Source organism: Mesorhizobium sp. LSJC285A00 (genome assembly GCF_000503155.1).
GTDB lineage: Bacteria > Pseudomonadota > Alphaproteobacteria > Rhizobiales > Rhizobiaceae > Mesorhizobium.
The window spans coordinates 1-15,416 of sequence record NZ_AYVK01000067.1 but is presented as its reverse complement, the minus strand read 5'-3'; the positions used below and the strand labels follow the sequence as shown (position 1 = coordinate 15,416).

The following is a 15,416-nucleotide window of genomic DNA, read 5'->3' as shown; positions in this document are numbered from 1 at the left end:
GTTTCCGCCGCCTTTGCCTCTGGCGTGCTCGGTGCCTGCGCGGCCGGCTCACTTGCCGCCTTCGGTCGGTCGGTTGCGGGCTGTTCACTCGACGTTGTGGCGGCTGGCTGTTCCGGCATCGCGCCTTCGACCGGCGGCAGCTCTGGCTCGTCGGGTCTTTCCACTGCCGCGGTCTTGACCGGCTCCTGCCTGGCCGCGGCAGGTGCGGGCTTTTCGGCAGGCAGCGGCGCCGGCGGGGCGATGACTTCACCCGCCACGGCCTGCGCGGCATCGAGCAGGTCGCGGTCGCTTTGCGAAAGCTGGTTGCGATCGATCTTGTCCAGCTTGGCGCGGACCTCGCCGATGGTGCCGGACGTTACCGTGGACAGGCTGGAATAGAGCTGGGCGCGCGGATCGTCCTGATTGTGGATGCCGTCGCGGCCCCGTTCAGCCCTGGCCGAGGCAAAGGCGGAGAGATCGGCAAAACCGTCGATCGCGGCGCGGCGGGCGATGCGCAGATAGATCACCTTCTCGCGTTCTGGATCCATCATTGCGGTGATGTCGGCGAGCTTGTCCTGGCTGATCGCCATGTGCAGCGTGATGACGCCGGAGACGAAGGCGTCGGCGAACTGGCTGGCATAGGGCGAATAGAGGTAGTCTTCGACATATTGGGTTGAGGCAAGCGCGAAACGCGCACCGTCGCCTTGCGCGGCGGCGATGCCGACCGAGCGGCGCAGCGCTGCTTCCTCGACCAGCGTGCCTGGGCTGAGCAGGCGAGCATCGTCGAGCAGCGCAAGCGCGCTGACCGGTTGCTCGGTGGCGAGAAGCGAGCCCTTGACCAGCGCCAGAAAGGCACCGAGATCGGCGGGCAGGGTCATCGGATCGATCGGCTTCAGCGCCTCGATCGCAGCCGCCGGCCGGCCGTTCAGATAATCGACAATGCCCTTGGCGATGGCCAGGCTTTGCGGGTCGGCCTTGGCGCGCGACACCGCCGCCTCGACGGTGACGGGGTTGCCGCCACTCATGCCATAGACCAGCAAGGCGCGAAAATTCTTCGGGTCGCTGAAATCATCTGCGTCGGCCGCGCGCAGCCTTGTGTCGGCCATTTCGAGCAGCTTGGCCTGCATCGGCAGCGCGGCGTGATCGCCGGCGGCTATGCGGTCCTGCACAAGCTGCAGCGAGCGCACCAGCTGATAGGGCTGCAATGCGTCCTCGGCGAAGGCCGATGGCGGATGGACGGCGCTCAGCAGCAGCAGCCCGACGGCGCGGCCGATGATGGCGGCGCGCCTCATCCGTCGGTCGCCATCAGGATTTCGATGCGGCGGTTCGCTGCAGCCATCGGGTCGGCCGCGATTTTCGGCTCGCGGTCGGCGAAGCCGGCGACCTCGGTGATGCGGCGCTCGTCGACGCCGCCGCGCACCAGCATGTAGTAGGCGGAATGGGCGCGCGCCGTGGACAGCCGCCAATTGTCGTAAGTGTCGCTGCGGAACGGCCGCGCGTCGGTGTGGCCGTTGATGCTGATCGTGCCTTTCTGCTCGTTGACGATGCGGCCGATCTTTTCCATCGCCAGCACCAGTTCACGCCTAGGCACCGCCGATCCGATCTCGAACATGCCGAAATCGAACTGGTCCGTGATCGAAATGACGACACCCTTGTCGGTGGCTTCGACGGAGACGCCGTCATGCAATTTGTCGCCGGGCTTGAAGGCCTCGGCCAGTTCCTGCTTGACCTGCGCCGTGGCTCTAACAGTGGCGGCCGTCGGCGCTTTTTCCGCGGCTTCGGGTTTGGGTGCGGGTTGTGCTTCGGCGGCTTCGGCCTTTGCAATTTCGGCCTTCGCTGCTTCAGCCTTGGCCTCTGCTTTGGCTTCAGCCTTGGTCAGCGGCTTATCGGAAACGGATTTCGCCAGCGGCTCGAGCGGCGCCGCAGCCACTGGCGGCGCGGCCGGCACGGCCTTCACCTCCGCCACTTGCGTCTGTGCCGCCTTGGCACCCGGCTTCAGCGGATCGCCTTCGATCTTGGTGCGTTCGGCGGTGGCTTCGGCGCCTGGTGCAGCCACCTGCTGCGACCAGAAATCCGGCGCGAACGGGTCGCGGTAGGATTGGCCGCCGGATGCGCCGGTAGCCGGGCCGGACGCCTGCGCGCCGCCATCGCCCTTCTCGCTGACATTTTGCATGACGCCGGTGTCGGTGGCGATTTCCGACAGCACCGCATAGGGATCGGCAAACAGATGCTCGTCGGAAAGATCGGTCTTCGGCGCCGATTCCTTCGATTGCTTCTTGTCCGAGGTGCCGGCGCCGCCGATGCCGTCCTGTCCGGCCTTGCTGGTCTTGTCCCGCGGGTCGTCCGCCGTCAGCCCGACCTTGCTCGGGCCATCGCCGAGGTCTTCGAGGCCCTTGCGGCTGGCGTTGCGATCGACCAGCTTGACCGGATTGAAGTAGCTGGCAACGGCCGCCTTGGTCTGCTCGTTGGCGGCGTTGATCAGCCACATGACGAGGAAGAAGCACATCATGGCGGTCATGAAATCGGCAAAGGCAATCTTCCAGACGCCGCCATGGTGGGCGTCGTCGTGGTCGTCGTGATTGCGCCGCACGATGATGATCTCATGCCTGGCGTCTGCGGCCTCGACAACGCTCATGACGTCCACTCGTTCGTAAGAGGGCCCTCGCTCATGACAGGGCCTCCGACAAGGCGGCCGACCATTCGGCAATGCGGGTTTCGAACACCGCCTCGTCAATGGCGACGGTAAGGTCGAAGCCGGGCGCCTCGACGAAATCGAGATTGGCCGCGCGTGGGCCGAGCGAAGCCTTCAGCGTCTCGAACAATGACAGCGGTCCGCGCACGGCGATGCGCACCGCCTCGCTGTCGCCGACGGCTTCGCGGATCGTGCCGGCAAGGGCTTCCAGCGAACGCTTCTGCAGATCGTCGCTGACAAGGCCGCCAATGATGCGCGCAATGGTGGCGCCGACGAGGTCGCTGACCTTGGCCTCCATGATCTCGATACGGGCAGTGACGACCGCGCCGAGATCGCCGCCGAAACTTTCCAGAAAGGCCTTTGCTTCATCGGCGTTGGCCTGTCTCTGCGCCTCGAGCGCTGCCTGGTGGGAGATGGCAAGGCGGGCTTCAAGGGCGGCTTCGGCATCGATGACCGCTTCGGCGATCAGCGCGCCGATGTCGGCCTGCGGCGCCGACGTCTCCGGCCTTGGCTCGGCCATGGCCGCGAGCGAGGGCTGGCCGGCACGCTGGCTGCGTGCGCCGAAATCCGGCAAAAGGTCGAAANGTCGGGCCTGGGCGGCTGCCGGGCAAGGCAGCCGGCGCCGGTTCGGCGCCGGCGGCTTCGGGTGTCGGCAGCGAACGCTGGACGTCGTCGAAGCTCGGACCGGCAAGTGCCGGCGTCGGCCGCGCGCTCAGCGCGGTGGCCATTGGCCTCAGGCCGAAGAAGGCGACCAGGAACACCACGACGATGAACGCGCCGGCGTTGATCATCGTACCGGCATGGGTTCCGATCGACGCCATTATGCCCGGCTGTTCGACCGCCTCGCCGTCCAGCCCGTCGATGAACTCGACCGCCGAGACATCGATGATGTCGCCGCGCTTGTCGTCGAAGCCGGTGGCTGAGGCGACCATTTTCTGGATGTCGGCGACGCGCTTGGCGATCTGTTCGGGTGTGGCGTCCTTGCCGAGGATGGTCATCAGCCGCTGCTGGTTGACGACGACGGCGATCGACATCTTGGTGACGGAATAGCCGTTGGAGACTGTGGCGATCTTCTTGGAGTTGATCTCGTAATTGGTGATCTCCTCCTTGCGATCATTCTCCGATGACGTCTGCGGACCATCGGTGCTGGTCGCCTGGGTCTCGGGCAGGTTCTGCTCGACGGTGGCCGGGGTCGAGGCCTGCCTCTGATTGCTGTTTTCGTTGGCGCGCACTGACTGCACGGAACGCTCCACGCGTGACTCCGGATCGAAGATCGTCTCTTCGGTCTGGCGGGTGTCGGTGTTGACATCGGCCTTGACGCTGGCGCGGAAATTGTCGGGGCCGAGATAAGGCGTCAGCGCGCGGCGGATGTTGTCGCCGATCTGCGCCTCGACGGTCTGCTCGACGCCGAGCGTGCGGGCAGTACTTGTGTTGGAGGGATCGTCGCCGGCGGCGAGAAGGTTGCCGTTGGAATCGAGCACGGTAACCTTGTCGGCCGACAGGCCCGGCACGGCGGCGGCGACGAGATGGCGGATCGACATGGCGCTCTTTTCAGCATCGATGCCGGAATAGCGGATGACCACCGAGGCGGAGGGTTGCTGTTCGTCGCGGCGGAAATTGGCGCGCTCGGACATGACGATGTGAACGCGGGCGGCCTTGATGCCGGATATCGACTGGATGGTGCGGGCGATCTCGCCTTCCAGCGCGCGCACGCGGGTGATCTGCTGCATGAAGGAGGTCAGCCCGAGCGAGCCGACATTGTCGAACAGCTCGTAGCCGGCATTGGCGCTGGTCGGCAGGCCCTTTTCGGCGAGCAGCATGCGCGCCTGCGCGGTGGTGCCGGCCGGCACCAGCACGGAGGTGCCGTCGGAGCCGACGTCGAAGCCGATTCCGGCTTCGCCGAGCACCAGGCCGATCTGGTTCACGTCGGAGCGATCGAGCCCGACATAGAGCGTCTCATAGGCCGGGCGGTTGAGATAGACCGAGCCGATGCCGATGACGGCCATCACCAATGCGGCAATGCCGGCCAGCATGGCGAGGCGCCTGACGCCAAATGCCCTGAGATTCGAGATGATGCTCTGGATCTGTTGCGGCACGATTCAAGCGCTCCCAGCATGATATTCCGTGGGAACACTAGACCGCGAAGCTTGTGCGAAGATGATAGAGCATGTCGCCCGGAAGTGTGCCGCGATTCCGGGTCAACGACATGCGTCAAAACACACCCATACAGGAAAGGGCCGCGCTGTTGGCACGGCCCTTATTCAAGGAAGAGAAAGCCGGGTCAGGCTTACTGCTTGAACAGCGCCAGGATCGACTGCGAGTTGCCGTTGGCGATCGACAGCGACTGGATGCCGAGCTGCTGCTGGACCTGGAGGGCCTGCAGCCGCGTCGATTCCTTGTTCATGTCGGCGTCGACCAGCGCGCCGACGCCCTTGTCGATGGAGTCCGACAGGTTCGACAGGAAGCTCTTCTGGGTGTCGATGCGCGACTTGGCGGCGCCGAGATAGGCGGCACCCGTGGACAGCTTGGCAAGCGCCGTTTCAACGGCGCCGAGTGCGGTGTCGATGGCCGCCGGGAGGACCTGGGTGGTGCTGGGATCGAAGAAGGTCGTCGCCAGCAGAGCGCCGACGATGCCGCCAGTGCCAGGAAGATCGAGAACCTGCGTGTCGGCCGCCTTGACGTCGATGGTGTCGATGGCGACGGTCGTGCCGGTGCGGTTATAGGACGCGACGATCTTCAGGTCGGAGGTCGCGGCAGCGTCGTTCTGCAGCAGGTTCGAGCCGGCATAGGAGGCGTTGGTGACCGACGACTTGATCTGGTCCTGGATGGCCTTGATTTCGGTCGCGATCTTCTGCTGGTCGTCCTTGCTGGCGCTGCGTGCAGTGACCAGCTTGGCCTTGATCAGGTCGACCTGGTCCTTGATGTCGGTGATGGCGGTGTAGGCGGTATCGACCTTGCCGGCGCCGAGGCCAAGCGCGTCCTGAACGGCCGAAAGCGCCTTGTTGTCGGACTTCATCGTGGTGGCGATCGACCAGTAGGCGGCGTTGTCGCTGGCGGTGGCGACGCGGTAGCCGGTCGAAATGCGTGACTGGGTGGTTTCAAGCTGCTTGTTGGTGTTGTTCAGGCTCTGCAGCGCGGTCAGAGCCGAAGCGTTCGTCATGATGCTAGCCAAGATATTTACCCCTTTTCAAACACTGGCGTGTCCCGAACACGCCGGATCAACTTCATCAAGGGGGTAGGCATAAGCCCATCGACCGTATGGTCTGCCCGCCATGGAATGGTTAACCATGACTACCGGGATATGGTTAACGGCCTGTTAAACCAAGCCATTCAGGGCGCTGGCCAAGAGCAAAAATCGGCAGCCATTTAGCAAGAAAATCAACAGCCGCAAAAAGAAATCGGGCCGCGCTGTTGGCGCGGCCCGACGGATGGTGTCAGTCGTAATGTCGAGAGATCAGCCGCGGAAGAGCGACAGGATCGACTGCGAGTTGCCGTTGGCGATCGACAGCGCCTGGATGCCGAGCTGCTGCTGGACCTGGAGGGCCTGCAGACGGGTCGATTCCTTATTCATGTCGGCGTCGACCAGAGCGCCGACGCCCTTGTCGATCGAGTCCGACAGGTTCGACAGGAAGCTCTTCTGGGTGTCAATGCGCGACTTGGCGGCGCCGAGCGAGGCAGCGCCGGTGGACAGCTTGGCAAGCGCGGTTTCAACAGTGCCGAGCGCGGTGTCGATGGCGGCGGGGGTAACCGCCGTGGTGCTCGGGTCGAAGAAGGCAGCGGCGAGCAGGCCGCCGACGATGCCGCCCGTGCCGGCGACATCGAGAACCTGCGTATCGGCAGCCTTGACGTCGATGGTGTCGATGGTGACGGTCGCGCCGGTACGGTTGTAAGCCGCAACGATCTTCAGGTCGGACGCAGCGGCAGCGTCGTTCTGCAGCAGGTTCGAGCCGGCGAAGTTGGCGTTGGCGACCGAGGACTTGATCTGCGCCTGGATGGCGTTGATTTCGGTCGCGATCTTCTGCTGGTCTTCCTTCGAGGCGCTACGGGCAGTGACCAGCTTGGTCTTAATCAGGTCGACCTGGTCCTTGACGTCGTTGATGGCGGTGTAGGCGGTGTCAACCTTGCCGGCGCCGAGGCCGAGGGCGTCCTGCACGGCCGAGTTTGCCTTGTTGTCGGACTTCATCGAGGTCGCGATCGACCAGTAAGCGGCGTTGTCGGAAGCGGTGGCAACGCGGTAGCCGGTCGAGATGCGGGCCTGCGTCTGCTCGAGGGATTTGTTGGTGTTGTTCAGGCTCTGCAGCGCGGTCAGCGCCGAGGCGTTCGTCATGATACTGGACATGGCTACTCGTACCTTGATTTTTACAGGGTGTTTTTGACATACCGGCTTTTCCGGTATGACGGAGCGGCATCATGCCAATGATCGTGAGACCCGATCACCCGCCATCTGCGAGCAATATGCGGGCAAGTCCCTACCAAAGGGCTAAACGGGACGGTTAACCGGAAATGTATTGCATAAAACTTTAGCAAGGCGCCAACGGCGCGCGGACGGTCAGGTGAAGGAGCGCACCAGGCTGCCGACAAGCAGGTTCCAGCCGTCGATGAGGACGAAGAACAGGATCTTGAAGGGCAGCGAAACGACGGTCGGCGGCAGCATCATCATGCCCATGGCCATGGTGATGGTGGCGACGATCAGGTCGATGACGAGGAACGGCAGCACGATCAGGAAGCCGATCTCGAAGCCGCGGCGGATTTCGGAGATCATGAAGGCCGGCACCAGGATGCGCAGGTCGACGGTGTCCCTGGCAACGACCTGGCCGCGTTCGCGGGCGAGATCGGCGAACAGGTCGAAGTCCTTGTCGCGGACATTGTGCAGCATGAAGGTGCGGAACGGGTCCGAAATCTTTTCGAACGCCTCGGTCTGGCTGATCTGGTCGTCCATCAGCGGCTTGACGCCGGTGTTCCAGGCCTGGTCGAAGGTCGGCGCCATGACGTAGAAGGTCATGAACAGCGACAGCGAGATCAGGATCAGATTGGCCGGCGTCGACTGCAGGCCGATGCCGGCGCGCAGGATCGAGAAGGCGATGACGAAGCGGGTGAAGCTCGTCACCATGATCAACAGGCCCGGCGCCACCGACAGCACGGTGAGCAGACCGAACATCTGGATGATATAGCCGACGGTGGCGCCNGGTGGCGCCGTCGGCCTTGCCGATGCCGCCGAGATCGAGCTGCTGGGCGGCGGCGACAGAGGTGGCGGCGACGACGATCGCGGCGGCGAGGACGAGTTTTCTCATTCGAGCAGCAATGTCCTGATCAGAACCTGTTTGGCATGGCCACCGCTGCGGATTGCGGCGCGCTCCTCGAGGTCGGCTTTCAAATGCTGGTAGCCGCTGGCGCCTTCGATCTGATGCATCTTCAGGGTGCGGACCATGGCAAGCAGGTCCTGGTGAATGCTTTCGGTAAGTTCCGGCGGCTGCGGCGCATCGTAGACCACCGACGCTTCCAGCCTTATCCAGGTGTCAGCAGGCGAAGCCAGATTGGTGGTGATCGGCGCCAGCTGGACAAGCGTCGGCCCGGTGCCGGGAGCATGTTCGGCCGCCTTGCTCGGTTGCTCGGCATTGGACTGGTTCTCCGGTGCGGCGGGCACAGGCACCGGTCCCCCGACGCCCTTCAGATAGCCGCCGGACATCCAGCCCATGCCGATCGCGGCGCCCGTCACCGCCAGCAGCATCGCAAGCTGGATGACAAGCGACGGGCCCTTTTTTTGCTGAACCTGTTCGACATTTGCCACGGCGCCGTTCTCCAGTCCTAAAAGGGGAGGACTTGGTCGAGGATCTGCTGACCGTAAGCGGGCTGCTGGATTTCGCTGACGCGGCCGCGGCCGCCATAGGAGATGCGCGCCTCGGCGATGCGTTCATAAGAGATGGTGTTTTCAGCGCCGATATCGGATGGACGCACCATGCCGGCGATGGTCAGCACCCTGAGCTCGTAATTGACGCGCACCTCCTGTGAGCCCCGGATCATCAGATTGCCGTTGGGCAGGACTTCGGTGACGACGGCGGCGACGTTGAGCTCGAGGTTCTCCGAGCGCTTGATTTCGCCGTCCGCATTGGTTTCGGTGGTGGAGCTCAGCCCCGCGTCGCCCTTGCCGCTGGTGGTGGCACCTTCCCATCCGAGGTTGACGTCATAGCCGAGCTTGCGCCCGGCGGTGCGGCTGCGGTCGTTCTGGTTCTTGAAGTTGGCCTTGTCGTTGAGCTTGATCCTGACGGTGAGGATGTCGCCGTCGCGCAGCGCGCGTGGGTCGGTGAACAACCGGCTCTGGCGATCATCCCACAGCGAGAATTTCTTCACTGGCGCGGGTGGCGTTTCGGGATAGGAGTAGGGCGCATTGACGCTGCCGGTAATGCCGGTGCCAACCGGCGACAGCGCCGGCTCCCTGCCGATCTCCCTGGGGTCGGAGGCGCAGCCGGCAAGTGAAGCGGTGGCGACCAGGGCGAGTATATGCGACTTCATGACGGGTCTACCCTTCGCGCCGCGCTGGCCATAATGCCGGTGAGCGTGGCTGCCGCCTTCTGGTCCATTTCGTTGAGAATGACGCCGGCCTTGCGCGAATCGAGTTTCATCAGGATGGCGGCGGCGAGATCGGTGTTGACCATGGCCAGGCGCTCGGCCGCGGCATCCGGTTTCATGCCGGCATAGATCTTGACGACGCCATCCTCGGCGCGGGCCAGGAAAACTTCACGCCGCTTCAGCCATTGCTCGTATTCGGCGCGCTTGTCGTCCAGCGCCTTCATGCGCTGGTCGATGCCAGCCTGCAACTGCTTCAACTCTTCGGCCTGCAGCGCGTAACGGCGGTCGCGGGCGGCGTCGGCGATGTTGGAGCAGAAGCGCTGGATCTCGCTTTCATCGGGCACCTTCTCGCGGACCAGTTGCTGCACTGCCGCCGGCTGTTGCCCGCCAGGAAGAACCTGCCGCACCGCTTCTTCCGCGCGAACAGTGCCGCCGGCAAGGACGGTGGCGGCGATGACGCAAGCTGCCAAGGCTGCGCTTCGGCGGTGCTGCTTTTGGGAAAAGAAATCGATCATCGGCATGGCCTATTGGAGAACCAGATCGGCCTGCAAAGCGCCGGCCGACTTGATGCCTTGCAAAATGGCAATGATGCCGTCCGGCTTGACGCCGAGACGGTTGAGGCCCGACACCAGCGTTTCGAGGTTCGGTCCGTCGAGCACATTGACGCGGGCGTCAGGCCGCGTGGCATCGATGGTGGTGAAGGGTTCCTCCGCTGTCACGCCCTTGGAGAACGGTTCCGGCTGGACGATCTTCGGCTGTTCGGTGATCCGCACGGTGAGCGTGCCGTGGCTGATCGCCACCCGCGAGATCTTGACCTCGTTGCCGATGACGATGGTGCCGGTGCGTTCGTCGATGACGACGCGTGCCGGCGTGTCGGTCTCGACCACCAAATTCTCGATCTCGGCGTAGAAGCGCGCCGCCGAAACATTCTTCGGCCGCCTGATCTGCACGGTGCGTGCATCGCGCTCCGCCGCCACGCGCATGCCGAAGCGTTGCGAGGTGTAGCCGTTGATGGCGTCGGCGATGCGAACGGCAGTGGAGAAATCGGGGTTGCGCAATTGCAAGGTGAGCAGCGCCTGGTCCTCGAATTCGGCGCGCACCGTGCGCTCGACGATGGCGCCGTTGGGCACGCGGCCGGCCGTCGGCACGCCCTGCGTCAGCTTTTCGGCATCGCCCTGGGCAGTGAAGCCGGAAACGATGACCGAGCCTTGCCCGACAGCATAGATTTCGCCATCGGCCGCCTTCAGTGGCGTCATTATCAGCGTGCCGCCGGCAAGCGATGTGGCGTCGCCCATCGAGGAGACGTCGATGTCGATGCGGGCGCCCGACTGCACGTAAGGCGGCATGTTGGCGGTGACGATGACGGCGGCGACGTTCTTGGCCCGCGCGCTGCCGCCTTCGGTGGCGATGCCGAGATTTTCGAGCATGGCGCGGATCGACTGTTCGGTGAAGGGCGAATTGCGCAGGCTGTCGCCCGATCCGGCGAGGCCGATGACGAGGCCGTAGCCGACGAGCTGGTTGTCGCGCGAAGCCTGCAGCTGCGCAATGTCCTTGATGCGCGATGCGACCTGGCCGGGTGGCAGAGAGCTTGGGCCGTTGGAGACCCTGAACATGCGGTTGGTGGTGGCCGGATCATATTCGGGATCGACAAAGGCGCCGCCATTCTGGCCGGCAAGATCGCGCTTTTGCTTCGGCGTAAGACCGTCGGCCAGCGCCGGCTGCAGGCCGACAACGGCCGCGAGCAGAAGGGCAGCTCCGCGTCTCATGACGCGCTGACCCGGATGGTGCCGTCAGCCATCACCGTGCCGGAAAAGATCTTGCCGCTGTCTGTGTTGCGGACCTTTATCAAATCGCCGGCGGCACCCGGCTGCAGCGACACCGCCGTGGCCGAAATGGTGAGGTCGCCGGCGATGAAATAGACCTGCACGTCGGCGCCCTGTTCGACCAGCCAGGCGTCGCGGATGGCGGCGACCGGGATATAGCGGCCGGGCAGCAGCGTGCGCTTGGCGACCTTGCCCTGGAGTTCCATGGCCTGCGTGGCGACCGCATCCGGCCTGTGCTTTCCGGGGAGCAGCGTCACCGGTTTCAGCGCGCCGGTATCGATCATCTCGCCAGGATAGATAACCCGGTTGGGGATCAGAACGATCTCGCCGGTCGCCTGACTGCTCGCGACCTGGGTGCTGGTCTGCTGGTCTGCGCTCTCCTGGGCAAACGCCGGCACACCGCCGGCTACCAGCGCGAGCATCAGCGCGGTGCGGCAAAGCGCGGAGCGGAAGGCCGGAGAGACCATCAAATCTTACCTGATGTTCTTGGACACGACGGAGGCCATGTCGTCGGCGGCCTGGATGACCTTGGAGTTCATCTCATAGGCGCGCTGCGCCGAGATCAGCTCGGTGATTTCCTTGACCGGATCGACGTTGGAGGCCTCGAGATAACCCTGCTCGACCGAGGCGAAGCCGGGATCGCCGGGCACGCCGACATTGGCCGGGCCGGAGGCCGGCGTCTCCTGGAACAGATTGTCGCCGAGCGGCGCCAGGCCGGCTTCATTGGCGAAGTTGGCGAGCTGCAGCTGGCCCAGCAGCTGGAGGTCGGTCTGGCCGTCGATGCGGGCAAAGACCTGGCCGGTCTTGTTGACGACGACTTCGATGGCATCGGTCGGCACGGTGATGGCCGGGATGACATTGGCGCCGTCGACGGTCACCAGCTGGCCGGTGGCGTTGGTATTGAAGGCGCCGGCGCGGCTGTAGAGCGTGCCGCCGTCGCCGCCCTCGATCTGGAACCAGCCGCGGCCCGTCAGCGCCATGTCGAAACTGTTGCCGGTCGAGGTCAGTTCGCCCTGCGTATGGACGTTGCGCACCGCCGTCGTCTTGACGCCGAGGCCGATCGACACGCCTTCCGGCACAAGCGATGAATTGGAGCGGTTGGGCACGCCCTGCGTGCGGTCGACCTGGTAGAGCAGGTCGGAGAATTCGGCGCGCGCGCGCTTGTAGCCGGTGGTGTTGATGTTGGCGATGTTGTTGGCGATGACTTCCAGATTTGTCTGCTGGGCATTCATGCCGGTCGCTGCGATGGCGAGTGCTTTCACGGCAAGTTCTCCTCAGATGCCCATACGGCTGATTTCGAGATAGGCGGAGACGACCTTGTCGCGAATGGCGATCGTGGTCTGCAGGGCCTGCTGGGCGCTCATGACGGCGTCGACGACCTGGCGGGTGTCGGCGTCGCCCCTCAGCGCCTGGATCGACACCTGCTCGGCATTCTGCAAGGTGTTGACGGTCTTTGAAGCAGCCTGGCTCAGCGCTTCGGCGAAGGTGGTGCCGATTTCGCTGCCGGCCATCGGCGCCCTGGTGCCCTGGAACAGGTCGGTCGTGGTATCGGCGCCACCGATCTCCGGCTTGAGGGGAAGCGATCCGATACCGCCAATGCCGCTGATCATTACTGGTTCCTCATCAGGTCGATGGTCATGGAGATCAGATCACGCGCCTGCTTGATGACCTGAAGGTTGGCTTCGTAGGAGCGGTTGGCCTCGCTCATGTCGGCCATCTCGACCAGCACGTTTACATTGGGCATCTTGACGTAGCCCATGTCGTCGGCGGCCTCGTTGCCGGGCTGGAATTCGACGGGAAAGTCGCTGGGGTCGCGGTCGATGGAGTTGACCTCAACCGTCGTGCCACCCGAGGCACGGTCGAGTTCCGAGACGAAACTGATGGTCTTGCGGCGATAGGGGTCAGCGCCCGGGGTGTTGCCGGTCGACTGCGCGTTGGCGAGATTTTCCGAAACGACGCGCAAACGGTCAGACTGGGCGCTGAGGCCGGACGCGGCGATCTTGAGGGCTGAGGTCAAGGCGTCCATTGTCAGCTCTTCACCGCCATCATCATCATCGAATGGAAGGCCTTGACGATCGCGGTGTTGAGCTCGAAGGAGCGGCGGACCTCGCCGGCCTTCATCAGTTCGTTCTCGACCACCACCGTGTTCTTCGAGGGCATGATGGCGCCGGTCGTCTCTTCTGGCTTGACCGTGAAGCCGGCATTGGTGGCGGCAGTGCCGAGGTGGCCTGCCTGGGTGGCGGTCAGCGACACTGCCCTGCGGTCGAGCACCTTCTCGAACGGCTCGACATCGCCGGCGGTGTAGCCCGGCGTGTTGACGTTGGCGATGTTGCCGGCAATGGCCGACTGGCGCACCGACAGCCATTGCGACTGCTTGGCGGCGAGATCGAAAAGATTGACGGGCTCCATGGGGATCTCCGGGCTGGTACGTACAAGACTAGGCTGCCAGTCTTGCGCGGACCTTGCGCGGCTCGGGGGTAAATCCGGTGTGCCGCTATTTGGAGAGTTCGATCACCTGGTCGGTGCTGGTGACCATGACCCACTTGCCGCCCCGTTGCTCGATCGACGAGACGACGCTGGTATCGGGCAGCTTCGAGCCGCGCTGGACGATCCACAGGCCGGCATCGTCCTCGATCATGGCGCGGCCATTGGCGACATGAACCATGCGAAATTTGGCGTCCGCCGGGAAGGGCTGCTCGTCGACGCCGGGAGGCTGGGTCTTGTCCTCGGGGTCCTGCAGCGTGCCGGTGGCGAACAGGTCGACATCGGGAACATCGTTTGCCGTCAGCGGCTGACCGCTGTTCTCCATCTGCGAGCCGCCGCTGACCCGCCCTGCATTGGTGCCGCTGCCGCCGAACTTGATCGCCTGCACGCCGAACTGGTCCTGATTGAAGAAGATATACCAGGGAAACAGCGCGCAGATCAGGCCAAGCGTGATGCCGAGCGCGGCAAAGACGATATCGCTGCGGCGGTCGGATTTCTTGTCGAGCCTGGGATATTGCGGCCTTGGCGGCTGCGGCCATTCGGTGACCGGGAACAGCCCGTCGAGAAGCGAGTCACGACTGGTCTCGATCGCTTCTTTGGGGCCGGCGCGAGGGGTCCTTGGCAATTCAGGCTTGACGACGCTGGGCAAGGCAGGCTCGGCCAAGCGAGGCACAGTGGACTCGACTACGCTGGCTACCCTGGGCAAGAATGGCCTGGCGGCCCTGGCCAGAATGGCCTCAGCCTTGGCGGCCTTGTCGAGATCGGCCTTTGCCCTGACAGCTCTCGCTTCGTTGGCCCGGGCTTCCTCGGCGGCACTGGCCTCTGCGATCATCTCGCGCAAAAGCCGCTCGGTGTACTGAAGCTCAGTCTCCTGCATCGACACTTTGCTTGCCTTTCAGATGACGGGCGAGGTCGGAGAATGCGTCGCTCGAGGCGCGATCCCTGGGCGACTGCGTCAGCGCCTCGTAGATCAGCGGCACCTGGCGCACGGCAATATCGAGCTCGGCATCGGCGCCGCCCTGATAGGCACCGAGCAGGCGGATGTCGCGGGTGTCCTCGAAGCGCGAGATCATCGATTTCAGCCTGGTCACCAGCATGCGTTGCTCGGGGCTCCATGCCTTGTCGGCGAGGCGCGAGATCGACGACAGCGGATTGACCGGGGGGTAGCGGCCCTGTTCGGCAATGGCGCGGTCGAGCACGACATGGCCGTCGAGGATGCCGCGTACCGAATCGGCGACCGGGTCGTTGTGGTCGTCGCCGTCGACCAGCACCGAGATGATGGCAGTGATTGATCCCTGTCCTTTGATACCGGGGCCTTCAGCGCCCGGGCCAGCGCGTTCGAGCAGCTTGGGCAGATCGGTGAAAACCGAAGCGGGATAGCCGCGGGCGACCGGCGGCTCGCCGGTGCCGGTCGCTACCTCGCGCAGCGCATGGGCAAAGCGGGTAATCGAATCCAGCACCAGCAGCACGCGATGGCCCTGGTCGCGAAAATGTTCGGCAACGCGCATGGCGGTATCCGGCGCGCGCCGGCGCATCATGGCGCTCTCGTCGCTGGTAGCGACGACGGCGACCGTCTTGGCCATGCTCTCTGCGCCGATCGTGTCTTCGAGGAATTCGCGTACCTCGCGGCCGCGCTCGCCGATCAGCGCCACGACCACGGTGTCGAAGGCGTCGGCGCCGGCCAGCATAGCGAGCAGCGTCGACTTGCCGACGCCGGAACCGGCAAAGACGCCGAGGCGCTGGCCGAGGCAGAGCGGCGTGAAGATGTCGATGACCTTGACCCCGGTCGTGAAGGCGGTGCCGACGCGCTGCCGCGCCATCGCGCCGGGCGTTGTGCCGTCGCCGCTCGCAGCCTCGCCGATCCTGATCAG

Annotated in this window: 17 protein-coding genes and 1 pseudogene; all 18 read right to left on the bottom strand. The window is 64.5% G+C overall.

The window, feature by feature from the left end:
• Positions 1 to 1,271, bottom strand: a 1,271-nt coding sequence (locus tag X726_RS138375) for a chemotaxis protein (RefSeq protein ID WP_023673662.1), incomplete at its 3' end; no start/stop codon positions are given.
• Positions 1,268 to 2,614, bottom strand: coding sequence for a MotB family protein (locus X726_RS138380; protein ID WP_023673661.1), 1,347 nt, complete (start codon positions 2,612 to 2,614; stop codon positions 1,268 to 1,270). The genes X726_RS138380 and X726_RS138375, both read right to left, overlap by 4 nt.
• 31 nt (positions 2,615 to 2,645) lie before the next feature.
• Entirely contained in the window at positions 2,646 to 3,191 is a 546-nt protein-coding gene (locus tag X726_RS1000000170915) for a hypothetical protein (protein ID WP_245272181.1), read from the bottom strand.
• Entirely contained in the window at positions 3,100 to 4,767 is a 1,668-nt protein-coding gene (gene fliF / locus X726_RS138390) for a flagellar basal-body MS-ring/collar protein FliF (protein ID WP_023673659.1), read from the bottom strand. Before fliF ends, X726_RS1000000170915 begins: the two co-directional genes overlap by 92 nt.
• Before the next feature lie 191 nt (positions 4,768 to 4,958).
• Positions 4,959 to 5,843: a flagellin gene (locus X726_RS138395; protein ID WP_023683302.1), complete on the bottom strand. Its 885-nt coding sequence runs from the start codon at positions 5,841 to 5,843 to the stop codon at positions 4,959 to 4,961.
• A 282-nt stretch (positions 5,844 to 6,125) separates the two neighbouring features.
• Positions 6,126 to 7,010, bottom strand: a complete 885-nt coding sequence (locus X726_RS138400; protein WP_023683303.1) for a flagellin — start codon at positions 7,008 to 7,010, stop codon at positions 6,126 to 6,128.
• 210 nt (positions 7,011 to 7,220) lie between these two features.
• A pseudogene (gene fliP / locus X726_RS01235) lies at positions 7,221 to 7,962 on the bottom strand (flagellar type III secretion system pore protein FliP).
• Positions 7,959 to 8,459 carry a flagellar basal body-associated FliL family protein gene (locus tag X726_RS138405; RefSeq protein ID WP_023673655.1) on the bottom strand — a complete coding sequence of 167 codons (501 nt, stop codon included), beginning with the start codon at positions 8,457 to 8,459 and terminating at the stop codon, positions 7,959 to 7,961. The pseudogene fliP and the gene X726_RS138405 overlap by 4 nt, the downstream one beginning before the upstream one ends.
• Before the next feature lie 17 nt (positions 8,460 to 8,476).
• A complete protein-coding gene (gene flgH / locus X726_RS138410; RefSeq protein WP_023673654.1) occupies positions 8,477 to 9,181 on the bottom strand; it encodes a flagellar basal body L-ring protein FlgH in 705 nt (234 codons plus the stop codon).
• Positions 9,178 to 9,759, bottom strand: a complete 582-nt coding sequence (locus X726_RS138415; protein ID WP_023673653.1) for a MotE family protein — start codon at positions 9,757 to 9,759, stop codon at positions 9,178 to 9,180. Before X726_RS138415 ends, flgH begins: the two co-directional genes overlap by 4 nt.
• A gap of 3 nt (positions 9,760 to 9,762) precedes the next feature.
• The gene (locus X726_RS138420; protein WP_023673652.1) at positions 9,763 to 11,004 is read right to left on the bottom strand and encodes a flagellar basal body P-ring protein FlgI; all 1,242 of its coding nucleotides are present in this window, start codon (positions 11,002 to 11,004) and stop codon (positions 9,763 to 9,765) included.
• Positions 11,001 to 11,528, bottom strand: coding sequence for a flagellar basal body P-ring formation chaperone FlgA (gene flgA / locus X726_RS138425; RefSeq protein ID WP_023673651.1), 528 nt, complete (start codon positions 11,526 to 11,528; stop codon positions 11,001 to 11,003). The genes X726_RS138420 and flgA overlap by 4 nt, the downstream gene beginning before the upstream one ends.
• Before the next feature lie 6 nt (positions 11,529 to 11,534).
• Positions 11,535 to 12,323: a flagellar basal-body rod protein FlgG gene (gene flgG / locus X726_RS138430; RefSeq protein ID WP_023673650.1), complete on the bottom strand. Its 789-nt coding sequence runs from the start codon at positions 12,321 to 12,323 to the stop codon at positions 11,535 to 11,537.
• Between the two features lie 12 nt (positions 12,324 to 12,335).
• Entirely contained in the window at positions 12,336 to 12,671 is a 336-nt protein-coding gene (locus tag X726_RS138435) for a flagellar hook-basal body complex protein FliE (protein WP_023673649.1), read from the bottom strand.
• Positions 12,671 to 13,087 (bottom strand): flagellar basal body rod protein FlgC, encoded by a 417-nt coding sequence (flgC, locus tag X726_RS138440; protein WP_023673648.1) that lies wholly within the window; start codon positions 13,085 to 13,087, stop codon positions 12,671 to 12,673. Before flgC ends, X726_RS138435 begins: the two co-directional genes overlap by 1 nt.
• 2 nt (positions 13,088 to 13,089) lie before the next feature.
• Positions 13,090 to 13,470: a flagellar basal body rod protein FlgB gene (gene flgB / locus X726_RS138445; RefSeq protein WP_023673647.1), complete on the bottom strand. Its 381-nt coding sequence runs from the start codon at positions 13,468 to 13,470 to the stop codon at positions 13,090 to 13,092.
• An 85-nt stretch (positions 13,471 to 13,555) separates the two neighbouring features.
• On the bottom strand, positions 13,556 to 14,422 hold the full coding sequence (locus tag X726_RS138450) for a hypothetical protein (protein ID WP_023673646.1): 867 nt from the start codon (positions 14,420 to 14,422) through the stop codon (positions 13,556 to 13,558).
• Positions 14,409 to 15,416 (bottom strand): ATP synthase (gene fliI, locus X726_RS138455; protein ID WP_023673645.1); only part of this gene is annotated, 1,008 nt, incomplete at its 5' end. The genes fliI and X726_RS138450, both read right to left, overlap by 14 nt.